This is a genomic window from Bdellovibrionales bacterium (assembly GCA_018266295.1).
Taxonomy (GTDB): Bacteria; Bdellovibrionota; Bdellovibrionia; order Bdellovibrionales; family Bdellovibrionaceae; genus JACMRP01.
In genome coordinates, this window is sequence record JAFEAQ010000011.1 from 1,135,851 (window position 1) to 1,160,179 (window position 24,329).

Consider the following 24,329-nt stretch of genomic DNA (forward strand, 5'->3'; position numbering starts at 1 on the left):
ATAGATTCTCCAGTTCATTATATGAATCGGCACGATACGTAATTTCTTGATTAAAAATCCGTCAAATAAGATCCTTTTTGTTCTATGAAAACAACATCATATGGAAATCCACCAAAAGCTTCAAAGTATCCTCAAACCTTTAACCACCACGGCGATCAGCGTGTGGATCCTTATTTTTGGCTGAAAGACGTCAAGCACCCAGAAACTAGACCTTATTTAGAGGCTGAGAATGCTCACACTGAGGCGTTCTTCGCAGACTATAAAGATTTCGAAAGTAAACTGTTCGAAGAAATGAAAGCAAGAATTGTGAAGGACGATTCTTCGCCGCCGGCAAAGAGCGATGACTATTATTACTACACCCGTACTGAAGGCGATAAAGAACAAGCCATTTATTGCCGTAGCAAAGGCTCCCCGACTAGCCCCGAAGAAATCGTTCTTGATTGCAATGAATTGGCGAAAGGCCATAAAAGTTTTTCTTTGGGCATTTACGATGTCAGTTTGAATCACGAAATTTTGGCTTATGCTTCTGATACCGATGGTTCTGAGCTTTACACTCTCTATTTCAAAGATCTTAAGAGTGGGACGCTCTATCCAGAAGTTATTAAGAATCTCTACTACAGCAGTGCCTGGGCGAAAGATAATAAAACTTTCTACTATGTGACTCAGGATGAAAACCAACGCCCTGATAAACTCTGGCGCCATACTCTCGGCACACCGGTTGAAAAAGACGAAGTGTTGTTCGAAGAAAAAGACAATCAGTACTTTATCTCTTGCGGGCTTTCAGAAAACGAGGAATATATTTTCCTCAACCGCCACAGCCATGCGACGTCTGAGTTTTATTTCATGTCCTCGAAAGACCCAAAAGCGCAGTTACAACTGTTCTCGAAGCTTGAAGAGAAAGTCGAGTACGACGTCACTCACCGCGGAAACTACTTTTACATCATGACGAACAAGGATGCACAGACCTTCAAGCTCTGCCGCACTCCTGTAGGCCGAACCTCGAGTGAAAATTGGGAGACCATCGTTGAAGCGACTCCTGAGCGTACTTTGAAATCAATTGCGGCCTTCCAGGATTTCATGATTGTTTCTGCTACCGAGCAGGCTTTGCAGACTCTTTACAAGTTTGATTACGATAGCTTTAAAATGGAACCGATCGAATTCCCGGATCCGATTTATCAGGTGGGCCTTGGTTCAAACCTCGAGTTCGCAACAGACTGGGTGCGATTGAATTACAGCTCATTAGTACAACCAAATCAGACTTACGATTTGAATATGAAAACCAAAGAGAAGATCGTGCGCAAGATTCAGAAGATTCCTTCTGGCTACGATGCGGACGAATACACCTCAGAGCGTGTGTGGGCAGTGTCTCATGACGGAATCAAGGTTCCGGTTTCTTTGGTTTATAAAAAATCTCTTCGTAAGAACGGGCCCCAGCCGACATTGCTGTATGCTTACGGCTCTTACGGTTATTCAATGCCGACAGCATTCAATGCGCAAAGAATCAGCTTGCTGGATCGTGGTTATATCTACGCCATCGCCCACATTCGCGGTGGCGCGGATATGGGACGTCAGTGGTACGAAGAAGGTAAGTTTTTGAAAAAGAAAAATACCTTCTACGATTTCATCGCAAGTGCTGAGCACTTGATTCAACACAAATACTCAAAACCAAAAACTCTGGCGATCATGGGCGGCAGTGCCGGCGGTATGTTGATGGGGGCGGTGGTGAATATGCGCCCGCAGCTTTTCAATGCGGCGTTGGCGATCGTTCCATTCGTGGATGTTCTAAATACGATGTTGGATTCGAAGCTGCCTTTGACTCAGATGGAATACCAAGAGTGGGGAAATCCTGAAGCGTCTAAAGAGTACTACGATTACATCAAGAGCTATTCACCGTATGATAACGTGAAAGCGATGGCATATCCGAACTTGTACATCAAAGCGGGTCTGAACGACCCACGCGTGACCTACTGGGAGCCTGCAAAATGGTGCGCAAAGTTGCGTGAGATGAAAACAGATCACAACGTTTTATTGCTTGAAACGGACATGCAATCAGGTCATGCGGGGGCTTCGGGACGTTTTGAATATTTAAAAGAAATTGCCCGTCAGTTCACATTTATCTTGGCAACCAGCACACCGGAACTCTGCAAGTAGCTTCGGTCAGGCAGCTCGCCCCGGCTTTGAAAGTGTCCAGACGACACTGATCGCTGGGGTAAGAGTGGCGATTTAATTCAGTCGCCACTTCCGTCGCGGTTTTTTCTAAAGAAACCCGTTCTTGATTGGAGGTGGCATATTTCTGCGATAATTGAAGAAATCCAAGACCCGCAAGTTGAATGCGCTGTTGGATCAAATCCGCGCCCAAGCTCGGCTCGAGAGTTTTAAAATATCTCGGTAAGCAGATCGACGCCGCAAAGAAATCAGCTTGGCCTTCGACGGAGGTCCATTCCGCCCCGGGAATATCCTGATAAGGCTCTCCACCAATCATATGGCCGATTTCATGACAGAGGATGAGAGCATAAATATCTTCGGTCATCTCCGGAGTGCGCACCATACCGCCGAAGATTCTGACATAAACGAAGTGTTCGTCTTGTATAGCCCCACCGCCGAAATAGGGGCTTTCCCATTGAAGCTGTATCACGAGCGGCTTTGAAGTTTTAGTGAGCACTTCATTGAAGTGTTGTAAGAAGAGTCTTGAGGAAACTTGATTGGCTTTGTCGAGGGTCACAGGGCCAACATTCACAGCATCGACCGGCAAACTAAAATAGTCCCCCGCGACCGCAGACAGTGAAATCAGAATGGTAAATGTCAGTATCCATTTCATCGCGAAAACCTCGGTAAGGTTATATCTCCTCCCCGACAAGAGGGGATAATTAATTGAATTCTTTGAATTTATTTCCCAGAAAAGCCAGTGGCTTATGGTGGAAGCATTTCCTTAAATGACGACATGTTTCGCTTGGATTTGACAGGATCTTCAAGAGGGCAAAACCTATTCTTCTTACGAACAAAATAAAATTTAGGCTCCTGGTTCTCACAAAGTTTTTTATCTTTGGAGGGTCTATGAAATCCGGTTTCATGTTGGTTCTTAGTTCTCTAACCGTTTTGGCTCTGACAGCCAGCGCCGCCAGCGGAAAAAAAATCGATAGTGTGGAAGATCTCGGCCGGGATGCCTATATCTGGGGCTATCCTGCGGTCTATCTGAATAAAGTGCGCGAAGCGATGCTCAGTAAAACCAAGGCCGGCCTGGAATCTATCAATCACTTTTATCACTCAAGCAAAATTCCCGACCCATTCGTCGGCCACTTTGTGAATGTGAATCCCGAGAATCTCTACAGTTGGGCATGGGTTGATCTTAGTAAAGAACCTCTGATCATGACCCACCCGGCAATCAGTGACCGGTACTATTCGGTGCAATTTGTCGATGCCTATTCCACGGTCTTTCATGCGATTAGCAATGTCAGCTATGGCGATAAAGAAGGAACTTTTATCATAACGGGACCGAACTGGAAAGGTGACGTCCCAAAAGAGATTCACCAAGTGCGAGCCTCAACGCCTGAAGTACTGATCGTGGCGCAGACGTTTGTGAAAGATGCCAAAGATCTTCCGAAAGTTGCGAAACTTGCCAGTGAACGCCAGTTGATTCCGCTTTCGAGCTGGCAAAAAGGCATTCAAGTCGACCCCTTTAAGGGCGTCTATCCGACGGAGCCCCTGAAGATAAATAAAAATATCGCCGCCGATGGCATCCACTTCTATGAAGACCTCCGCCGGATTGCGGAAAAGAATCCACCACCTACTCGCACCAGCGCGAAAGAGTTCGATCGCTTTAAATCACTCGGTTTGCAAAATGAGGAGACTCTGAAGTCTGTCCTAGCTAATGAAACGACAAAAAAAATGGTGGAGCACGGAATCTTCGAAGGAGAGAGGGAAATTCAACAGCGTCTCGCGACCGGCTTTGGCGCGAAAATCAATGGCTGGAGCTATGAATTGAAAGCTCCTCCGTTTACCGATGACTATCTGATAAGGGCCGCTGCCTCGCAGAGATATCTTTTTTCGCCACCTCCTGAAGAGAGCGTGCAACTGGCTCTAGATTCCGATAGCGAAGGCCGCCAACTCACCGGAAGCTACCGCTATGTACTGCACTTTGAGAAAGATGATTTTCCACCGGCTCGTTACATGTGGTCGCTCCGAGTGCACGAGCTAAAAAGTAAGAACCTCGATGACCTAACTCGAGCTATTTCTTTCTTGAACGACAAGTCGTCGCAACTCAAATACAATATGGACGGCTCGATGGATCTATTGCTGCAAGAGGAAAAACCGGCCAAAATTTATCGTTCAAACTGGCTTCCTATCACAAGCAATGCAAATTTCTACGTGGTTTTGACCCTGTATAACCCTAGTAATTCGGTGTTAAACCGCAAGTACATAGCGCCTTCTTTGACTCGAGTGGATGAGGATTCTATTCCTAAACAGCGCGTGACTCACACGATGATGGCGAATGCGACAGAGCCTGTCTCAAAATGAGACGAGCCCAAAAATGGCACTCTTCTCAAGAGTTTGACAGGTAATTATTCCTTACTTCATCCTTATTTGTCTCTGTCTGTGGCACGGGCTCTGCTATTGAACTCTAGTGAAGAAGTTTAATAACAATGGCCACTCTCTACAGAGGACATTATGAAGAAGTTCATTTTCTTAATTGCTGGTTTCTTAGTTTCCGCTTTTGTCGTTGCTTGCGGTTCAGGCAGCAGCGATAACAACGGTGGCGCTGTCATCCAATGCCCGGCTGGAACTACTTTCCAAAACGGCTACTGTGTTGGCGCTAATGGTGGTGTCGTACAAACCGGATCGGTCGGTTTCTACTCCGAAAACTGGTACAATCGCTCTATGACAGTTACTTCCGGCAGCGGCATGAGAGAGTTCCTGAAAAACGCAATGGGCGTATGTGACCGCGAGCATGCTAGTGGCGGTCTCGCAGACTGCTCTTCATGGTTGTCGGGCGCATTTGACATCGTCATGCAATCTCCGAACACACAAACAAACGCAGTTCAAATGACTTTCAGAGCAAAACCAAAAGTGAGCCCTTATGGTTACTACTCATACTCAATTCCATCGGGCGGTCAGTTAGCGGGCGCATTGTTGGGTTTCCCGGTTGTCACAAACCCAAGTGCTGTTCGAAATCCTTTGCAACTCAACATGACGGTTTCTGTAACGAACAACTATCAAGGCTTTGAAGCTCGCGGCTATGGCGACTTCTACACAAACTCCAACAGAAGCTTGATTCAAGTTCAAATTGCTAAAGGAAAACTTGAAGATTCAAGATTCGACTATCGTATCGCTTACCGTGGCGAAATTATTGTTACGGGAACTTTTGTCCGCTGCAACACCGCAGATTGCGGATTGTCTGCTCCTATTGGATATTAATTCAAAAGGATGTTGGTGGGCTCGAATCCTGCCACTAGACTGGTTCTTACATGAAAAAAGAAGATCAAAAACTTTCTACTTCTAAACGCAAAATCAAATGCCCACAATGTGGGCGTTTGACGTTTTTCTCCTCTGAAAATCCCTTTCGACCCTTCTGTTCTGAGCGTTGCCGTATGCTCGATCTTGGACAGTGGGCTGATGAATCTTATCGCATCCCGATTGAACAGAGTAACGTCTCCAGTGAACTCGAGATTCCTGACGAAGACGCCGATAATTTTCAATAGTGCTCACTTTTTGATGTTGACGAAATCTTGTTTTTGTCTTTTCATTGTGCTCATTAGAGGAAGAGTTAAACAACATTGACACAATGAGGAGTCAAAATGAATAAAGCTCAATTGATCGAAAAGATCGCTACTGAAACTAAAACTTCTAAAGCTCAAGCTGAAGCAATCTTGGATTGCGCTATCGAGAACATCAAAAAAACTGTTAAAAAAGGTGATGATGTTAAGTTGGTTGGTTTCGGTACATTCACAAAAGCTAAGCGTAAAGCTCGCACTGGCCGTAACCCACAAACTGGTAAAGCAATCAAAATCCCAGCTTCTTGGGCTCCAAAATTCCGCGCTGGCGCTGAATTCAAATCAATGGTTAAGTAATTAGTTACTGACTAATGATTAAAAAAAGGATCGCGAGAGCGATCCTTTTTTTTTGCTTTGAACCGTATGTGCTAAAGAATTCAGGCGGCCTTTCTCAAGCCACCATAAATTGCCAGAGGCAACAACATCAGAGCCAGCACTACAGCAAACATCCCACCGCTCGGTGGACGTGGTGAACCCACGGTCGTCACTAGTCCACACCCCATCATCTTGTCTTGTCCCAGCTCATTTCGGGGATACAAATAGCTCACGCCATCAATGTCATCCTGAGCGAGAGCCAAGTGAGTTTTTGCGCTTGCATTATAATACATCAAAGCATTCGGATCTTGAGAGTGCCCGAGCCCCAAAATGTGCCCCACTTCGTGAGCAATAATCACGAGCAAAAGAGAGCGATCAAATCCTGAGATATTCGCACTACCTCCTGACACATTCAGATAGAGCAATCCCGTTGCAACGTAATTTCCTGATGGAGTCGGCAGAGCTGCTGCGGGAACATAGTTCTGGTCAGCTCCGGTCACACCTTGAAAGTTGGGTTCGCAGTACACGGTCGTTGGATTTCCCGTTACGGTACTTGTCGTAGATCCATTGTAAGAGATCTTCACTCTGCTCGTGGCAACGTTGTTCCAAACTTTGACGGCATCGGTGATCAAGCCCGGAATGTCCATAGAAGCGGGACAGTTTGCGGTGTTCACGTTGAATAAGATTTCTGGATCTTGCCAGCCTAAGAAATCAGGATTCGTCGTCACAAGTGTGAACGCTGAACAGAACCACGGGAGCAGGATTATTGGGATGAAAATAAAAATATTTTTCATTAAAAGCCTCCGCCAAAGCGATAGTCATAAGTGAGCATCAGGTCTTCACTGCGTTTGTCAGACATTGCGCCTTCGATAATCACATCCAGTCCAAAACGCGAGTTTTCGAGATTCCAAGCCAGCCCCGTATTGAGTGTCACATTTTGCACCGTCACGCTTTTTCCCGGCAGACCAAATGTTGCAGTCCCCGTTCCGTTACTCAGAACAGTCGTCCCGCCTTTTCCTTGAATGGTATAGCGAATCAGACCGGGCCCGACGAACCACTCCCAACCGGAAAAGCCACGGTCCGCAAAGTTCTGTCCGAACGGAAAATACAAATGCATCATCGTATTTTTTGCAGAGTCAGCCGCCGATTCGCGAGCAATCGGTGTGATACTGAAACGCCCTGCTAAATACCAGTCATAGGTAATAGCGACGTCGTACTTCAAATTGAGTGCATACATGCTGGTGCCGAGAAAACCTGCATCCCCAGAGGGTTTGTTCGCAACACGATTCAAAGAGTTTTGCGAAAAATAACCAACGCCTCCGTAAAATGCCTTGCTCTTAAATGCTAACGCGGGCGCGCAAAGGGCCAGGGAAGCTGCGAAGATCAGAAGCTTCATGAAAATCACCATCCTTGTGACTGAAACACTCTTATGTTAGCCTCATTTCACCGAGGAATTCATCATGAAAAAAATTGGCGTATATACATCTGGCGGAGATGCTCCTGGTATGAATGCTGCCATTCGAGCAGTGGTTCGTATGGGAATTGCGAAAGGTCTTGAGGTCTACGGAATCTATCAAGGTTACGTCGGCATGATCGAAGGAAATATTTCGCAACTACAACTGCGTGATGTTGCCAACATCATTCAGCGCGGAGGCACGGTTTTAAAAACCGGCCGCTCTGCCGAATTCATGAAACCGGAGTACCGCAAAAAAGCGGCCGACAACCTCCGGGCTCATGGCATCGAAGGCTTGGTGTGTATTGGTGGTGACGGTTCTTACCGTGGAGCCCATGCGCTCTGGGAAGAACATAAAATTCCTGTCGTCGGTATTCCTGGCACTATTGATAACGACATTTTCGGCTCGGATAACACGATCGGCTTTGACACAGCGGTAAATACCGCTCTCGATGCCATCGATAAAATCCGCGACACCGCTGCCAGCCACGACCGCCTGTTCATCGTTGAAGTGATGGGCCGAAACTCTGGTCATATTGCTTCGCATGTGGGCCTTGCCGGTGGTGCGGAAGAAATCTTCACACCAGACGCCAACACCACTGTTGATAAAGCTGTGGAAAGAATCAAAGAATCCATGAAACGCGGAAAAACGAGTTCGATCATTGTCGCAGCCGAGGGGCAAAAGCCCGGCCGTGCTTATGATTTAGCCGAAGCGATCCGTAAAAAATCGGGCCTTGATGCCAAAGTCTGCATTCTCGGTCACATTCAGCGCGGTGGTAGCCCGACTGCGAGCGATCGTATCCTAGCTTCACGCATGGGAGCTGCCGCAGTTGAAACATTGCTAGCGGGCCAATCCGACGTGATGGTCGGTACGGAAGCGGATAAGTTGATCACGATGTCGCTCGAAATTGTGACGAAATCCGAGAAAAAGAGCTCGAGTTCGATGGATCTCGTGAATCTTGCGGTGGCGTTGTCGATTTAATTCGCTTTGTGGTGGCTCCGCACTTCTTCCTGCATCCTGCAATCAGGGCTTCCGCCCCGAACCCCGCTTCCTGACGGCCGTCCGGGCCGTCAGGCTCTCGTAACAGAGACATTCTTACTTGTTCAGTACTTGTATTCTGTATTCATTCCCTCCTGAGCACGATGCTCAGGAGGCCCCGTTCTCATGGATGGACGGCCCTCGCTGTTCCCCTCACTGGGCGGACGAGCCAAAAACCAAAGGGGCGAGCGTGCACTTCTCGAACGAAACTCGTCATTTCCTCTTCTTCACGCCGTAAATAAAAATTGACCGAACCTCTCGTGATTGCAATCATTTGCAATATAGAAACAGGAGTCTAAAAATATGAAAAAAATGATCATCGCTCTCCTCATGGTTTTGCCGTTGATGGGTGCATGTACTAAGAAAAGCAACGAGATCCTTGTCGGAGAATACGGTTCTTTGACTGGTAACGACGCGACTTTCGGTCTTTCTACGAACAAAGGCCTGCGCATGGCCTTTGAAGAAGTGAACGCTGCCGGCGGTATCAATGGCAAAAAAATCAAGCTCATCACTATTGATGACCAAGGTAAGAGCGATGAGGCTGCTGCGGCAGTCACTCGTTTAATCACCCAGGATAACGTTGTTGCCATCATCGGTGAAGTTGCCAGCGGCCGTTCTAAAGCCGGCGCTCCGATTGCGCAAAAGCACCAGATCCCGATGATCACTCACGCTTCGACAAATCCAACTGTGACTCAAGTGGGCGATTATATCTTCCGTACTTGTTTCATCGATCCATTCCAAGGTTTTGTTGTTGCCAAATTCGCGAACCAAAACTTGAAAGCGAAAAAAGCAGCCGTTCTTCGTGACGTGAAATCTGAATACTCTGTTGGCTTGGCGGACGTGTTCGTGACTGAGTTCAAAAAAATGGGCGGCGAGATCGTCACTGATCTTAGCTATCAAGGGAACGATATCGATTTTAAAGCGCAATTGACTCAAATCCGCTCTAAAAATCCGGATGTGATCTTTATCCCTGGCTACTACACTGAAGTCGGCTTGATTGCACAACAAGCTCGTCAGCTTGGCATCAAAGCCGCTCTTTTGGGTGGCGACGGCTGGGACTCTGCTCGTTTGAGCGAAATTGGTAAAGATGCTATCAACGGTAGCTACTACTCAAATCACTACACGACTGAATCAACAGATCCATTGGTTGTTGATTTCGTTAAAAAGTTCAAAGAGAAGTACAACGAAACTCCGGACGTCATGGCTGCTTTGGCTTACGATGCCGGCAAGATTTTGGCAGCGGCAATGGCTCGCACGAAAGAAGTGACTCCTAAAAATATCCGTGACGAAATTGCTAAAACCAAGGACTTCCCTGGTGTGACTGGTAAAATCAGTTTGAATGCAGACCGCAACGCCGATAAGAGCGCTGTGATCGTGCAAGTTCAGGGTCCTGAACGTAAATTCATCACCACTATTGCTCAGTAAGGATCAGCATGCAGGATTTTATTCAGCACTTGATTAACGGTATTAGCCTCGGAAGTATTTATGCACTCATCGCTCTTGGCTATACAATGGTGTATGGAATCCTGCAGATGATCAATTTCGCCCACGCAGACGTTTACATGGTGGGCGCGTTTACCGCATATTACGCGGCGAAATGGATGGGCCTGGAGAATTCTCCCGGCCTTTCGACTTTAGCGATCTTATTAGTTTCAGCTATGGTTGTTTGTAGCCTCTTGGGTCTTGCCATTGAGCGCTTTGCTTATCGCCCTCTCCGTAACTCTCCGAAGCTGAATGTTTTGATTACCGCTATCGGTGTGAGTTTGCTTTTAGAATTTTCTGGCCAAGTGATTTTTGGCGCCGATCCCAAAGTCTTTCCTGAAGTCATGAAAGATTTTGTGATCAGCAGTTTCGGCGGCATCGATTTGAAATCCTCCGATGTCACCGTTCTCGGAGTCAGCCTCATTGCCATGGTGGCTTTGACCTTCATCATTCAAAAAACTAAAACCGGTCGTGCAATGCGCGCGGTAAGCACCAATGCTCCTGTGGCAGCAATGCTCGGTGTGAATACAAACAGAATTATTTCTTTTACCTTCATCGTGGGTTCGTCATTGGCGGCGATCGGTAGCATTCTGGTCGGCATGAAGTACCCTAAGATCGAGCCACTCATGGGCATGATGATCGGGATGAAGGCCTTCGTTGCAGCCGTTCTCGGTGGCATCGGCAATATTCAAGGCGCGGTTCTTGGTGCGCTGATCATGGGCCTGTCTGAAGAATTGGTGGTTGCTTACTTGTCCAGCACCTATCGTGATGCTTTGGCTTTCGGTATCTTGATCGTAATTTTGATTCTGAAGCCTGCGGGCCTTCTCGGTAAGTACACGGTGGAGAAAGTATGATTCGTGCTTTCAAGGCCCCCCTGGCTTCGTTGATCGTATTGCTCGTACTAGGTGTGATTCTCGATTTTGGGTTTAATGCTTACATTCAATTGATGACTCTGTTTGTGATCATCAATGCGATCATGGCGATGAGCTTGAATCTTGTGAATGGTTATACCGGTCAATTTTCATTGGGCCATGCGGGCTTTATGGCGATTGGAGCTTATGTCGCTGCCTTCTTAAGTACCACCTACCCCTTCTTTGCGACTCCGTTTGGAATTATCTTTACTTCTATCGGTGGCGGTTTGCTCGCAGCCTTTGCCGGCTGGCTCGTAGGTCTGCCTTCTTTGCGTTTGAAAGGCGACTACCTAGCAATCGTGACTTTGGGCTTTGGTGAAATCATTCGCGTGGCTCTGCTAAACATGGAATCTCTGGGCGGTGCGCGCGGGATTTCGGGCATTCCTTCTTTTCCGAATTTTTTAACAAGTTACAGCTATGCCGTTGTCTGGGCTTTGATTTGCTTCTTTGTCATCTGGCGATTGGTTCATAGCAGTCATGGCCGCGGGTTCCTGAGTGTGCGTGAAGACGAAATCGCCGCTCAAGCCATGGGCATTAATACGACGCAAATGAAAGTTCGTGCTTTCGTTCTTTCAAGCTTCTTTGCCGGTGTGGCAGGTTCTTTATTCTCTTATGTGACAAACTTTATCAGTCCTTCCACGTTTACATTCCTGCTGAGCGTGAATGCCGTCATCATGGTGGTTCTCGGTGGCATGGGTAGTATGACAGGTTCGATAGCGGCGGCTGTGTTTATCACCGCGATGCCGGAGCTTCTGCGCTCTTTGCAGGATATTACCGGTATCGACCTACGCATGGTGATTTATTCTTTATTGCTGATTCTTGTAATGATTCTTCGACCTAAAGGCCTCTTCGGCGAAAATGAAATCACCGACATTTGGAGAAAATATGTCCGCAAATCTGCTTGAAGTGAAAAACATCACCATGCAGTTCGGCGGTCTCAAGGCCGTGGACTCGCTTTCGTTTTCAATTCCAAAGGGACAGCTGGCGGGATTGATCGGCCCGAATGGCGCCGGCAAAACGACGGTCTTTAATATGCTGACCGGTGTTTACCAGCCAACAAAAGGCGAAATCCTTTTGAATGGCGAAAATCTGGTAGGCAAGAAGCCTTATCAGATCTCGCATCTCGGAATGACTCGCACGTTTCAGAATATCCGTTTGTTTAAGAGTCTCACGGTGCTTGAAAACGTTTTGATCGCGACTCATCAGCACATCAGTTACGGTTTGCGTGACTCTGTCTTGTTGACGAAGAAATTTCAAACGCAAGAAGCTGACATGCACGACAAAGCGATGTCGCTCTTAAAAATATTCCATCTTGAAAGCAAAGCTCAGGAAAAGGCCGGATCACTGCCCTACGGTGAGCAGCGCAAGCTTGAAATCGTTCGCGCCATGGCAACGGATCCAAGCCTGATTTTACTGGATGAGCCGGCCGCCGGGATGAATCACTCTGAAACTCATCATTTGATGGAGACTATTGCTAAGATCCGCCAAGATTTCAAACTGACGATTCTTTTGATTGAACACGATATGAAACTTGTGATGGGTATCTGTGAAAACATCACGGTGATCGATCACGGTGTAAAAATCGAAGAAGGTGCGGCGAAGAAGATCCAAACTTCTGAAAAAGTTATTCAAGCCTACTTGGGAGTCGAAGCATGAGCCGCGTCCTAATGAGCGTACAAAATCTGGAAGTCTATTACGGCGCCATTCATGCGGTTAAAGGCATTAACTTCGAGGTTTATGAAGGTGAAATCGTTTCTCTGATCGGCAGCAATGGTGCGGGTAAAACCACCACTTTGCGTGCTATTTGTGGTTTGGCGCAGGCTCAAGGCAAAGTGATGCTCGACGGAAAGCCTTTGCTAGATATCCCAGTGCATGAGCGTGTTCACCATGGAATTGCGCAATCGCCTGAAGGCCGCGGGATTTTTCAGAACCTCACGGTGCTTGAGAACCTGCAAATGGGTGCTTACTCGCGCAAAGACACTGCAAATATTCAAAAAGACATTGAGCGCTGCTTTACACTCTTTCCGCGTTTAAAAGAACGCATTAGCCAAGTGGCGGGAACGCTTTCCGGTGGTGAACAGCAAATGCTCGCCATTTCACGCGCGATTATGTGTAAGCCGAAGTTGTTGCTGCTCGATGAGCCTTCTTTGGGTTTAGCTCCGAAGATTGTTTCTCAGATCTTCGAGATTATTAAAAAGCTCAACTCCGAAGGCATGACGATTCTTTTGGTGGAGCAAAACGCGAATCAAGCATTGAAAATCGCGCATCGTGCTTATGTGCTTGAAACCGGCCGCATTACTCTGAGTGGCTCGGGCCAGGATCTTTTGACCAACGATGAAGTTCGTAAAAGCTACCTCGGCGTCTAGCAGAAAAGAAAAAGGGAAGGTTTTCACCTTCCCTTTTTATTCTTAGCTCTTCTCAGAAACTATCTTGCTAGCAAGTTCCCACAACGAGTCATTCCTGCGACACGGCCGGCGGCGTAGCGAACAGCATCTTGTGAAGTCATGTTGAGTCCGCTTGTTGAGTAAGCAAAGTTATACTCTTTAATAAATTGCTGTTGGATCTGTCTAACAACGGAGGCGTTTTCACAACGGTTTTCAACCCATCTGCGGGCAAGCATGCCGGCGTCTTGGCTTGTCATGTTCATACCTTGAGTCGAATAAGCGAAGTTTCTCACCGCTTGAATTGTCTGAGACATCTCTTGAGCTTCAGCGCGAGAAACATACTCAGCCATGTTCAATGCAAACTGAGCCGCCTCTTGCGAAGTTAAATCCAAACCTTGTGAAGAGTAAGCAATCGTGCGCAAAGGATTAAAGCGCGCGATGAACTCTTGAATCGTTCCGCAATTGTGAGTGTTGTTATAGTTCAAAGCCCACTGCACAGAGTCTTGCTCTGTCAAATCCACGCCCTGAGAAGAGTAAGCAAACTGCTTAGCTGCATAGAACTGCTGATGATCGTAATCAGCGCAGTAACCACGAAGATCACCGCCATAAACCGGTGGTTGCGGTGATGGTCTCACTGGCGGCTGAGGTCTTACGACTGGGGGCGGTTGCGGAGCGACGTCACCAACAACTAGCTGCGGAGTTCCTTCCGGCGAAAGAGCGTGAACCAAAATGTCTGAATACGCACCGAAAGACTCAGCACGGATATCAATCAAAATCACTCGAGAATTCAAATAAAGATCTTCAGAGGCAATCGCCTGACCTGCGGTCACGATCGGTGTATTTGAAAGGGCTAGCACATTTACGCGAGCCCGATTTTCAGTAACGACACTGACTTCATGAAGCTTTACGCTCGCGTTAAGAACGCTGATTTCAAGACGGCTCAAAGAAACCGGCTGAAGAAGACTCACACGGTACCACTGACCTCCACCTTTGCGGGTGATTTGGTTTAATTGCGCAACCCCTTCGTAAAGACCTTGCCCAGGAGAGCTCGGAATCGGTGGCGGCGCACCCGGAGTAATATAGGCATGGGCGGCCGGCAAACTGACCGTGAAGCTCGATGCCAATAATGCTGTTGCGAAAATTTTTGCAAAGGAAAGCTTGCTCATCTCTTTTAGTCCTTGTCGTTGGAGCCGCAAAGGGCGGTGGTTTTCACAAACAAGGACATAGCAAAGAGCGTGCACAGGGTTTTGGAGCTAAAGTGACACTGATTTCCTACTTTTTCTTATTGGGAACACTCAAGCTGATGCTTTCAAAGTAGGCTGCTAGAGCCTGAATGTCTTTATCTGAAAGTTTTTTTGCGATCTCGGCCATCTGCTCAGGACTGTTCTTACGAGTTCCAGTTTTCCACGCGGCAATCTGCTGCGCCAAATACCCGGGATGTTGGGCCGCCAGACCCGGCATTGTCGGAGCAACTCCCCGGCTGCCGGGGCCATGGCAGTTATTGCAGGCCTGAAGGAAAAGCTTCATATCTCCGGTGGTCGCTAAAGTTTCTCCGCGCTTGAGCTCTGCTTTAGTGGCTTTTTTAGCCGGCTTCAATGGAGGAACCGGCAACGAAGCGAAGTAAGCAGAGACCGTTTCTTTTTCCGCATCAGTCAGGGCCTTGGCAATCGGTCCCATGACGGCGTTTTCACGCACTCCGCTCGCATAGTCTTTCAGCTGACTCGTCATGTAGTATGCGGGCTCTCCAGCTAAGCGAGGAAAACTGCTGGCGGCCATGCCCTCACCTTTTGGGCCGTGACAGCCGTTGCAGGCAGCCGCCCCCGCTTTTGTTCCCTGCGAGGCGATCGCTGCACCTTCTTGTAATGATGGTGCTGGCGCAAGTTTGTCTGCCGGTTGAGCCATCACCCAACAGAAGCTCAACAAAGAAAGCACACTCAAAATGAAAACCTTTTCTTTTTTCATTACGTCACCAATTTTCCTGGATTCTTAAGGTACTTATTAACAATCGCATCGGCCGCCCAGTAAGTGAGAGCCCCCACCGTGCCCGTTGGGTTGTAGCAGCTATTTTGTGGAAACGCGGAGGCTCCGACAACAAACAAGTTCGGCACATCCCAGCTTTGCAAGTAGCGGTTCACGACACTGGTCTTTGGATCCGAACCCATGACGGCGCCGCCGGTATTGTGAGTCGTTTGGTAAACTGTTGTCGTCCAAGATTTTGCTCTTGGTGTGGCAACGAATGTTTTTCCCTTCATTTGTTGAGCGATGCCTTTAGCCTTTTCAGTCACGAAGTTCGCCATACGAATATCGTTGTCGGGAAAGTCGAAGGTAATCCTGAGGAGGGGCAAACCCCAGGCGTCTTTGTAAGTTGGATCAAGATCAAGATAGTTTCCCCGACTTGCTGTTGAGCTGCCGTGGACGTTCAAAGCCACTGTGTGATTATAGTGACGTGCCACTGCTTTCTTCCATTCGAGTCCCCAGGCAGGAGTTCCCGGCGGAGTCGGATGGAATTCGATCGGTCGTCCGTTGGTCATGATCGCACCGATGTAAGAGCCACCAATAAATTTATGTTTTCCATGATCAAAGTTATCGCCACCAAAATCATCAATCATGGTGCCGTTCGCACCCGAGGCCATGAACGGATTGATGTTGGTATTCTCATCATAGAAGACCTGTGCGCTACTCATCGTCTGATAGGCGTAGTTGCGGCCGACAACGCCTTCACCTGTTTTCGGATCGTAAGGCGTACCGATCCTTGAAAGCAGCATCATGCGCACGTTGTTGATCGAGAAGGCCGTTAGCAAAATCAAATCCGCCGGTTGTTCGAACTCGCGTCCCGCACTATCTACGTAGGAGACGCTGACGGCTTTCTTTTTATCGCTGTCCAAATTGATTTTCAGAACTTGGCAGCCAAAGCGCGGCTCATAGTTTGAATGACTCGCCAAAACTGGATAAATAATTGTCTGGGGACTTGATTTTGCAAAGTGCTCGCAGCCGAATCGTTCACAGAAACCGCAGAAAGAACAGGTAAAGAGCTTCATCCCTTCCGGATTCGTGTAATTTTGGCTGAGATTCGACGAAGGCTGCGGGTAAGGACTGTATCCCAACTCATTCGCAGCTTTTCTAAAGAGCGCGGCAAAGTAAGGCTCTTTCATTGCGGGCGTTGGATAGCCGCGCGAGCGCCAGGCCTCGAAGGGATTCCCGCCGGCTTGCTTTTTGCCTTTGATATTTCCCGCGGTTCCACTCGTTCCGCAGAGATATTCAAAGCGATCGAAGTGGGGTTCTAGTTCGTCGTAGGTGACGCCCCAATCTTGGATTTGCAAATCCGGATCGAGAAAGTTTTTGCCATAGCGTTTTTCAATGTGGGTCTTGTATATGAAATCCGCGACTTGAAAGCGGAACGTCTGTCCGTTCCAATGATTCATGGCTCCGCCAAGCCCGGTGCCTGGCAAGAAACTATCCCAGCGGCGAATTGGCAACGCGGTCTCATCAAGATTATTCCGTGCCGTCACTGTTTCTTTTGTATTATCCTGCATCATCCCCTTGCGAACAGCGTAGCGAAGTTCGTCGTGCATGTTCGGAGATTGAAAGTCAGGCACCGTATCGACGTAGCGGCCTCGCTCAAGGCCGACAACTTTCAGGCCCTTCTTCACGAGCTCGCGGGCGAGGATGGATCCTGTCATGCCAATACCAATAGTGACGACGTCGACGGGTTTAAGCTTGGTTGCCATGGAAATTCTCCTCTATTGTTTTGCCGGGATGTTTGGATGTTGGTGAATCATGCCTGCAGCATCTTCTGCGAGACTGAGCGGCGCGCGGTCGATCTTGATTCCGTGCTTATCAACAATGTCATAGTAGCTGCCGTAGGCTCCGGGGAAGCCAATCATGCGCCATGAAAGCATGTCTCTGTTGCCGCCATAGACAGGATCTGAGAAAAATCCCTCCATCGTCATTTGCAAGAGGGAGCTAAAGAAAACTTTCGACGGCACTCCACCGAGATCAATATCTTCTTTTTCAAGCTTGTGTAAGTAAGCGTCTTGGTCTGCGGTTGACATCTTGGCAAAAGGTGTTTTCTTTAAGTCCGTGTCGATAGCTTTAAGGGCCGTACGGAAAAGTTCTGCGGGTGTGTAAGGCAATTGATAGCCTTGGGTCTTAGTACCGGCCTTCCAAGGGCCGCTACGATAGAGGCGTTCACCGGCTCCCCAGCTTCCACCGAGTTGCTTATCGAAGTAATTCGGCACATCGGCTTCGATGGCTCCGCCCCACTGATCATCAGCGGGTATGAGGCGCGCCACGGCGGCTTCGATAAAGGCCGCTTCGTTCTTATTCAGGAAGATGTAGACATTTTTCTTTTTACCTGGGCTGGCACCGGCTTTGGGTGCCTTGGCCGCGTGTTTGACGGCTTGAGCTTCGGCCTGAGTGACCGGCAGAGCAGCGACGAGTAAACCAGATGTCGCAGCGATGATAGCTTCACGACGGGTTAGTCCCGAGTCTTTGGACTCTTTATCACCCATAAAAAAACCTCCGTAAGATGTCTCTCAAGGAGGTCGCATTTTCGTTTGATTTTCAACGAATGTGAAATTTCCCTGCGAACATACAGAGCTCTTTCACGAAACCACGATATTTAATTTCGAAAATCTACTTACTCAGTACAATCGTTGTCACACTCATCGCCGGCATTGAATAACGGAAACTACTACCAGACATCGTGAATGTGCCCGCTGCCTTCGGTGTTGAAACTCCATCTATGATTTGATAAGTGGCACCTTTGGTGTAATCGCCCGCGTTTGTCATATAAATGTTTGTCGATAATGCTGCCGAAGTTTTATTCAAAGCGACAATATAGATCTTATTCGGATCACTCGAAGACTGCATAGCATAGACAGAAGATTTTTCGTTGTTAGATGCCACCGCGCGAATCGAGATATCACCGACGCGTGCACCGGCACCATCGTAGTTCACATACAATCTCATCGCACCGTAAATATAGGGAGAAGCTTCACGGTCCCAGTGAGTCGCGGCAAAGACATCCTCGCGCCCGAAAATACCGAGTACGTCAGCTTCTGCAATACCACCAGAGATGATCTGGCCGCCGCCGTGATTGTATTCTGAGAATGAAATCTTGGTGCCCGGATAGTACATGTTGATACGTTCTTTCAGTCGAGGAATCCAGCGCAAAGCATCCTTGAGATAATCATCGACAATCCAGCTGGTTTCTTTATACGTCGGATCCCATAATGAGCGCGGTGCTTGTAAGCGGGCGGCAATCAACGCCGGCGTTTGCGGAGCCGTTTCGTCAAGCACGCGATAGTTATCTCCGCGAGCTTCCGATCCCCAGTGCATATCAAGCACATCGACAAGGCGTTTACCGTAGGTTTTCTCGGCCGCTGCGAGTTGCTGCAGGTACCACGACATGTATTCGCCGTTGCTTCTATCGGGAGCGTCTTGCAAACTCATCATTTCATTGAAACCATAAGCCACGGGACCAAACACCATCGAGTTCGGCGCATTGTCTTTGATCATCGAGGCAAAACGAATTGTCTTCTCTTTCATCTCAGCATAAGTGGTCTTATCCGGATGGATGAGAGGATGTGTGGTCTTCCAAATAGCCGGCTCGTTATCCAGCATGTAGAAAATCTTTTGACCCGCATCGAGATTGGCTTTGAAGGTGCTTTGGAAAAAGCGCACGGCTTCGTCCTGGTAAACGTAATTGTCACTGAGATCGCCCACAGGATTCGTTACACTGGCAGGTTTTCTGGCGACGTTTTGGCGGAAGCGGGTATTTGTTGGGCTTGCTGCGGTTGTGATCGTACCGTTCTTATCTGCTGCGATGTAATCGACCATCGGAATCGTGACAATCGGCGCTGCTTTATACTGGTACGCAAGCAGCACACCCAAACGGACGGCTTCACCGGCGACTTCGCTGCGGCTTCCGCAGTTGACAAGTTCGCAGACGCGATTGCCGCTGCTATTGTTGTAATCGGTACCACCGTTCGTCGCATTGTTTTCCCAGTTATAGGTCGTCCAGCGATTTCCTCCCATGCGGAAGGCCCCGATACCGGTCATCATGCTGGTTTCGTAGTTCGTGCCATAGATGTAAGGCGAAATCGCATGACGATCCGCTGAGGCATCGATATTAAACGTGATATCCGCCGCCGGGAGTGGAGTTGGTGTAGGAGTTGGCGTTGCCGATGGAGTGGCCGTTGGCTTTGGTGTAGCCGTCGGAGAAACCCCAGGGCTTGGAGTCGGCGTTGCCGTCGGTGTGACTGAAGGCATCGGTGTCATCGTTGGCGACACCGCCGGAGAGGGCGATACCGTAGGCGTTGGGCTTGGCTCGGAACTGCCTAAGCTCGTGTTGCCTTCGGTGTTATTAGGCACGTTGAAATTTTGAGGCGCGCAGTTCTGGAAAAGCAGAATGCAGAAGATAGCTAGAATAACAGTAGATGCACGACGCTTGTAACGTTGAAATAAACCCACGATGGTCCCCCTGGGTTTATTTTGCCCGAACGTTGCGGACGGAAGAATGGGACCTTGGACCTAGTCTTTTTCCGAGACAGTAATACTGTAACCTGTTGTTTCACGAATGAGTCGTGAAACGCTTATGGGGCTTCCGTTTTCTCGACGATACTCCAAGCGCCATCGGTCTTTTTTAACTTCAAATTGTAGTGCTTGGTTTCCATTTTCTCAGCGATCTTCGCTTTCCAGTCTTTGCCGGAAATAGCCACGAGCTCTGGATAAACAGACTTCGAGAACGTCACGATCGTCAATCTTGCAGTGGCGTCGTTATCACCTTGCAACTCAACATTATCGACATCGATTTGTGTATTGATTTTAATGAAGTCAGCAAAAGTCTTCTGCTGTTCTTGATCAACGAATGTCGCTTTCGCGGCCAATTGAGCCTCGTTATCGAAAGATTCAGCCGACATCACCAAAGCGCGGTTTTTCACGCCCATCTTTGTGCAGCCAGTGAAAGCCAAAAGAAAACCAATCGAAATAAGTGTAATAAGCTTTTTCATGGCCCCAAATTAGGCCCATCCGGGGGGATTTACAACATGTTCTACGATGCGCCTCAAGGCTTATTTTTGATTATGGTCTCTAGAGGAGGGAGACTATTCAATTTGCCGCTTAGTTTAACGACGGTAAGCCTTCTTTTTATATTTAGTCCCAAGAACTCGGTTGTATTCATTTGAATTCTTATCGAGATAAATCTCAGCTAAATATTGGTAAGCACCTGTATGTCCGAGTTGTACTGCCATCTCAAAGTGTTTAATTGCTTTGAGATCACTATCAGTAACTCCATCTCCTGACATATACATTAGGCCAAGATTGAAATGTGCCCTTGGAACTTTCTTTTTCGCGGCCAGTTTGTAATTTTCGAAAGCCTTTTTGTAATTCGCTTTTGTTCCAATACCAAGCATATAGTAATATCCTAAATCAGCTAACGCCTCTGAATAACCTTGTCGAGCTGATTTACGCATAACTAAAAATGATGCCTTTTTGTCTTTTTTGACCCCTTCACCATGCAACAATCCAAAGGCATAATTATACTGTCCTATACGATCGCCCCCATGAGCCGCCATAGTATACCATTTCATTGCTTCTCTCACGTTCTTCCTAACGCCTGTTCCAAAATCGTAGCAGTTTCCGACTCTACAGCATGCGGCCGGATTTCCTTTCTCTGCTAATTTTATATTTTTTTGAAAAAAAATTTTGGATTTCATAAATGATGGTCAATGTTTAATATCGATTTCTTAAATAGCAAGATTTCAATTTTCATTTATACAAGGCTGAAGAATTTCTTTAAGACTTGCAATTTCATTTGAATTATTTTTTTCTTCTTTCATGTAATCAAAAACAGTAAAAAAACGAATTCTCAACTTTTTAACATCACGAACCTTTAAGGTCTTGCAGGCCTTTGCAACTTTGTCAGAGTGTCTCCGCACAATATCCATGAGACCATAAGTCAATGACTCGGATGCACTTCCCTCTAGTAATGAAAGAGATCTCAAGTATGGTGAAATGCATTTCTCGCATGTCTTTTTATCTAAATCTTCTTTCATTGCTTTAACCGCAGGTTCAAACTCTCCCTCAACGAAAGACTCAAATTGCCGTCGATTACTTAAGGTATCTCTGAGAAAATTTTTGTATTGTTTCTCCATCTCAGAATAGGTATCGACTATTTTATCTTCACTCATTGTGTGAGCATTCACGTTTAAGCTAAATACAACTACTAGAAAAAAAATGAAGCTTTTCAATACATCTCCTCTAAATTATATCTGGCGCAACTAGCTGACAAAAAAGTTTTGCCATTATCTTACCAAAACCATTTGCACTAGACCAACAAAAGAACCGCCAATGCATTCCTCCGTCCTTTTAAAGATTGATCACGATGAATTCCAAAAAAGCTTCTATATTTCTACTTTAAGCCTTTACTAGCACAGTACTTATCTACCCATGCTTTCTTAAATTTAGATTGCTTGATTCCAGGCTGAATACATAGGTCACTTAGAGGATAAACTTTAGAAGTACACCAACCTTCATACCCTGGTCCTGAAATTTCAGTCATACCATTCGGGCAATTTATCCTTGGATCTTTCTCAACCATGCAAGCAAATCCGCTTATATAATCGATTGCAATTGACTCATCACCGCCACTTTTTTGAGAACCCATTTTTTCAGTCATTTTAGCATTCGGGGAAAATTTTTCTTGGCAAAAATCTTGTCGATTACTGTCCTCTGGTTTTACTGGACTAAAACCACATGAGCAAAAAAGCCCAACGCACCAAATGCTAAAATTTATTCTATACCTCATAAAGGCTATCCTTATATATTTAGCTAACGGAACCATTTAAAACCCGTATTTTTGTCAGGAACTCCTTTTCCTTGATCTAATGAAGCTCCAGTCATGACCCAATCGAGCGAAGGCAAACGAAGATTTCACCCTTAATTTTTATTTTTCGTCCTATCTGAATAAAACTTTTCTAGTATATCTTTAGCCACTTTACGTACTGCTGAATTTTTATCATTAGACAACTTCGTAAAAACCGCTTTTAGTTTTAACCGCATCTGAATTCGCATTCTTTTATCAGCAACATATGTATTAGCAATTGTGAACTGAGCCCACTCACGAATCATCGGGCTTCTATCTTTAGTCATGGCTAGAAGGATTTTAAGGAACTCCGCAGATCTAAAGCTATCAGTCGCACGGATAACACTAAAACGGACCTGAGAATTTTTACTATTTGCAAACTGTGCCATCTCTTTTGCCAGCTTCAGACTTCTTAAATCAATGTTTGCAAACCCGATACTTGCGACGACCGAAGGACTCGTTTCCGATTTTAACATCTTCAACAAAAGCGCTTCTGATTTTTTATAAAGCTGACTAGAGTGTGGGGTGGCTCTAAGTATGTCCGGCAAAATCTTTCGGGTATTGCTCAACTTGGAGGTTGCCAGCTCTTGCAATTCGATGAAAAATTTTGAATTAATCTTTTTCTGCAAAAGGTGAATCTTATCCCAGTACAGATTCCAATTAGAGTCTTTCACCTTTAAGGTATCGATTTTAATTGCCATACTTTTTGGTGAATAGTTAGTTTTCGATAGTCATCTTATCAATAATTCTTCGCTGTCCTTTTATGAATAAAGAACACGTATACTTGACGTCTGGAGACTGAAGTACTCGAAACTCAGAAAGACTTTCATCAGATAAAACTTCCTTTACAATAACTACCGATGGAATCTTATGAAGCTTTGGAGATGTGCCATATCTAATAAAACAAAATACTTTTCCAGCTTCAGAAGGAAGCTCGGTAGAGATCTTAATAAAAGACTCCCCTTTTACGCTATTCAAATCAAATCCGTACTTTGGAATTGAGACTTCTTCTCTATCTGTTTGCGAAAGACTACATTTTATAGAGTCTTTCACAAGGGCTTCATATAGAGACTCTGAAACCAAGTCCCATCCATCATAACCTTCTAAATTTTCATCTACAATTTCAGCTCTCTTAAGAATGGGAAATAATACAGTAATAGAATCAGCAAAATTTCCCATTAAATCCTGAACCGAAGTCTGAAGACTATTTTTCATTACTTTCCTTTAACTGAATTCAACCACTGTAGTTCTTGCGCCGTAGGTGGCCTTTTCTCACCAAATCCCTTACCAGGATTTACAGTTTTGACACGAGCAGGAGTAATATCGAGTACTACTTTGCCACTTTGCGACAAATAAATTAAATTTAAAATTTAGTAGGATCTAACAGATCTCTTCGTTCTTTTAGATCACAGTTTAGCTCGTCTGCTACAAAGGCATTCACATTCTCTCTCACTGAAAATCTCACCATCTTCATTTTTAAAATAACCTTTGAGAGGCAATCTTTTAGAGCGCTATCTGCTGCTGGCAAGTATTCAATTTGACCTATGGAACCTTTTTTACTAATTCTAATATTTGTTATGTAGTTTAGATCAAAATTAGATTTAGATTCAAAGTAACATTTTTTTAGTTCGCCAGCCTTATCTTTTAAATTTTCAGAACATGATTTAATTATTAACTCATAGGCTTCAGATTCCTTTTTTCGAGTATCCCTATTCTTCTCGAATTTCTTTCTTTCAGAAGGACTTAGCTCTTTCTGAAGGTCTCTCCACAAGCTCTCAAGTATTTTTCCACTCATATCATCAACTTGGCTTATACCTTGTTGCGAAAAATACTTTTTAAGATTTTCATCTTGATTCGGCCCCCGCAACCATTGATTTCTAATAGATAGGCCTTTTTCATGATGAAGTAGGTCCAACTCATCTTGAGACATTTTTTTCATCTGTAGCTTATCTTCTTCACTCATCTCTTTTTTAATTTGCTCTATGTATGGCTTTAAAAATTTATCTTCTTGGACTAGTTTCTCACTGGGGTTGGCCAATGCTAAATTGGTAAGCAGAATCATCCCAGACCATAAAATGATCGATTTAAAATTAAACTTCACCTGAAATTCC

General features: G+C 46.2%; 26 protein-coding genes. 11 read left to right on the forward strand and 15 right to left on the reverse strand.

Translation table 11 applies throughout. The features are described from left to right. Positions 1–84 precede the first annotated feature (84 nt). Complete coding sequence (locus JSU04_14280) at positions 85–2,151, forward strand: S9 family peptidase (GenBank protein ID MBS1971473.1); 2,067 nt, start codon at positions 85–87, stop codon at positions 2,149–2,151. Here the strand turns inward: JSU04_14280 and JSU04_14285 are convergent. Continuing rightward, positions 2,114–2,818: a hypothetical protein gene (locus JSU04_14285; protein MBS1971474.1), complete on the reverse strand. Its 705-nt coding sequence runs from the start codon at positions 2,816–2,818 to the stop codon at positions 2,114–2,116. The genes JSU04_14280 and JSU04_14285 overlap by 38 nt on opposite strands. Before the next feature lie 236 nt (positions 2,819–3,054). Here JSU04_14285 and JSU04_14290 point away from each other — a divergent pair, with 236 nt between their 5' ends. From JSU04_14290 to JSU04_14305, 4 genes are all read left to right on the forward strand, one after another. Further along, a complete protein-coding gene (locus tag JSU04_14290) occupies positions 3,055–4,515 on the forward strand; it encodes a DUF1254 domain-containing protein (GenBank protein MBS1971475.1) in 1,461 nt (486 codons plus the stop codon). Positions 4,516–4,665: 150 nt separating this feature from the next. Continuing rightward, positions 4,666–5,412, forward strand: coding sequence for a hypothetical protein (locus JSU04_14295; protein MBS1971476.1), 747 nt, complete (start codon positions 4,666–4,668; stop codon positions 5,410–5,412). A gap of 50 nt (positions 5,413–5,462) precedes the next feature. Beyond that, a complete protein-coding gene (locus JSU04_14300; protein MBS1971477.1) occupies positions 5,463–5,696 on the forward strand; it encodes a DNA gyrase inhibitor YacG in 234 nt (77 codons plus the stop codon). Positions 5,697–5,792: 96 nt separating this feature from the next. Beyond that, a complete protein-coding gene (locus JSU04_14305) occupies positions 5,793–6,065 on the forward strand; it encodes an HU family DNA-binding protein (GenBank protein ID MBS1971478.1) in 273 nt (90 codons plus the stop codon). Positions 6,066–6,145: 80 nt separating this feature from the next. On the opposite strand, the gene JSU04_14310 is transcribed toward JSU04_14305, so the two are convergent. Continuing rightward, positions 6,146–6,877 carry a matrixin family metalloprotease gene (locus JSU04_14310; GenBank protein ID MBS1971479.1) on the reverse strand — a complete coding sequence of 244 codons (732 nt, stop codon included), beginning with the start codon at positions 6,875–6,877 and terminating at the stop codon, positions 6,146–6,148. Then, the gene (locus JSU04_14315) at positions 6,877–7,479 is read right to left on the reverse strand and encodes a hypothetical protein (protein MBS1971480.1); all 603 of its coding nucleotides are present in this window, start codon (positions 7,477–7,479) and stop codon (positions 6,877–6,879) included. Before JSU04_14315 ends, JSU04_14310 begins: the two co-directional genes overlap by 1 nt. 64 nt (positions 7,480–7,543) lie before the next feature. On the opposite strand from JSU04_14315, the gene pfkA reads away from it, so the two are divergent. The 6 genes from pfkA to JSU04_14345 all read left to right on the forward strand — a co-directional run bounded on the left by pfkA (position 7,544) and on the right by JSU04_14345 (position 13,334). Further along, positions 7,544–8,518 carry a 6-phosphofructokinase gene (gene pfkA / locus JSU04_14320; protein MBS1971481.1) on the forward strand — a complete coding sequence of 325 codons (975 nt, stop codon included), beginning with the start codon at positions 7,544–7,546 and terminating at the stop codon, positions 8,516–8,518. A 360-nt stretch (positions 8,519–8,878) separates the two neighbouring features. Beyond that, on the forward strand, positions 8,879–10,000 hold the full coding sequence (locus JSU04_14325) for an ABC transporter substrate-binding protein (GenBank protein ID MBS1971482.1): 1,122 nt from the start codon (positions 8,879–8,881) through the stop codon (positions 9,998–10,000). An 8-nt stretch (positions 10,001–10,008) separates the two neighbouring features. Next, positions 10,009–10,911, forward strand: coding sequence for a branched-chain amino acid ABC transporter permease (locus tag JSU04_14330; GenBank protein MBS1971483.1), 903 nt, complete (start codon positions 10,009–10,011; stop codon positions 10,909–10,911). Then, entirely contained in the window at positions 10,911–11,873 is a 963-nt protein-coding gene (locus tag JSU04_14335) for a branched-chain amino acid ABC transporter permease (protein MBS1971484.1), read from the forward strand. The genes JSU04_14330 and JSU04_14335 overlap by 1 nt, the downstream gene beginning before the upstream one ends. Beyond that, positions 11,854–12,624, forward strand: a complete 771-nt coding sequence (locus JSU04_14340; GenBank protein ID MBS1971485.1) for an ABC transporter ATP-binding protein — start codon at positions 11,854–11,856, stop codon at positions 12,622–12,624. The genes JSU04_14335 and JSU04_14340 overlap by 20 nt, the downstream gene beginning before the upstream one ends. After that, positions 12,621–13,334, forward strand: a complete 714-nt coding sequence (locus JSU04_14345; GenBank protein MBS1971486.1) for an ABC transporter ATP-binding protein — start codon at positions 12,621–12,623, stop codon at positions 13,332–13,334. The genes JSU04_14340 and JSU04_14345 overlap by 4 nt, the downstream gene beginning before the upstream one ends. 59 nt (positions 13,335–13,393) lie before the next feature. On the opposite strand, the gene JSU04_14350 is transcribed toward JSU04_14345, so the two are convergent. The 12 genes from JSU04_14350 to JSU04_14405 all read right to left on the reverse strand — a co-directional run bounded on the left by JSU04_14350 (position 13,394) and on the right by JSU04_14405 (position 24,319). Then, a complete protein-coding gene (locus JSU04_14350) occupies positions 13,394–14,518 on the reverse strand; it encodes a beta-sandwich domain-containing protein (GenBank protein MBS1971487.1) in 1,125 nt (374 codons plus the stop codon). Positions 14,519–14,624: 106 nt separating this feature from the next. Then, on the reverse strand, positions 14,625–15,314 hold the full coding sequence (locus tag JSU04_14355; GenBank protein ID MBS1971488.1) for a c-type cytochrome: 690 nt from the start codon (positions 15,312–15,314) through the stop codon (positions 14,625–14,627). Beyond that, on the reverse strand, positions 15,314–17,080 hold the full coding sequence (locus JSU04_14360; protein ID MBS1971489.1) for a GMC family oxidoreductase: 1,767 nt from the start codon (positions 17,078–17,080) through the stop codon (positions 15,314–15,316). The genes JSU04_14355 and JSU04_14360 overlap by 1 nt, the downstream gene beginning before the upstream one ends. A gap of 12 nt (positions 17,081–17,092) precedes the next feature. Continuing rightward, positions 17,093–17,863, reverse strand: a complete 771-nt coding sequence (locus JSU04_14365) for a gluconate 2-dehydrogenase subunit 3 family protein (GenBank protein ID MBS1971490.1) — start codon at positions 17,861–17,863, stop codon at positions 17,093–17,095. Positions 17,864–17,987: 124 nt separating this feature from the next. After that, on the reverse strand, positions 17,988–19,826 hold the full coding sequence (locus JSU04_14370; protein MBS1971491.1) for a hypothetical protein: 1,839 nt from the start codon (positions 19,824–19,826) through the stop codon (positions 17,988–17,990). A gap of 122 nt (positions 19,827–19,948) precedes the next feature. After that, a complete protein-coding gene (locus tag JSU04_14375) occupies positions 19,949–20,365 on the reverse strand; it encodes a hypothetical protein (GenBank protein MBS1971492.1) in 417 nt (138 codons plus the stop codon). Between the two features lie 114 nt (positions 20,366–20,479). Beyond that, a complete protein-coding gene (locus tag JSU04_14380; GenBank protein MBS1971493.1) occupies positions 20,480–21,070 on the reverse strand; it encodes a sel1 repeat family protein in 591 nt (196 codons plus the stop codon). A 45-nt stretch (positions 21,071–21,115) separates the two neighbouring features. Next, a complete protein-coding gene (locus JSU04_14385; protein MBS1971494.1) occupies positions 21,116–21,604 on the reverse strand; it encodes a hypothetical protein in 489 nt (162 codons plus the stop codon). 161 nt (positions 21,605–21,765) lie between these two features. Beyond that, positions 21,766–22,197 carry a hypothetical protein gene (locus JSU04_14390; protein ID MBS1971495.1) on the reverse strand — a complete coding sequence of 144 codons (432 nt, stop codon included), beginning with the start codon at positions 22,195–22,197 and terminating at the stop codon, positions 21,766–21,768. A gap of 95 nt (positions 22,198–22,292) precedes the next feature. Then, entirely contained in the window at positions 22,293–22,919 is a 627-nt protein-coding gene (locus tag JSU04_14395) for a hypothetical protein (GenBank protein ID MBS1971496.1), read from the reverse strand. 16 nt (positions 22,920–22,935) lie between these two features. Then, positions 22,936–23,433: a hypothetical protein gene (locus JSU04_14400; GenBank protein MBS1971497.1), complete on the reverse strand. Its 498-nt coding sequence runs from the start codon at positions 23,431–23,433 to the stop codon at positions 22,936–22,938. Positions 23,434–23,581: 148 nt separating this feature from the next. Beyond that, positions 23,582–24,319 (reverse strand): hypothetical protein, encoded by a 738-nt coding sequence (locus tag JSU04_14405; protein MBS1971498.1) that lies wholly within the window; start codon positions 24,317–24,319, stop codon positions 23,582–23,584. Positions 24,320–24,329 lie beyond the last annotated feature (10 nt).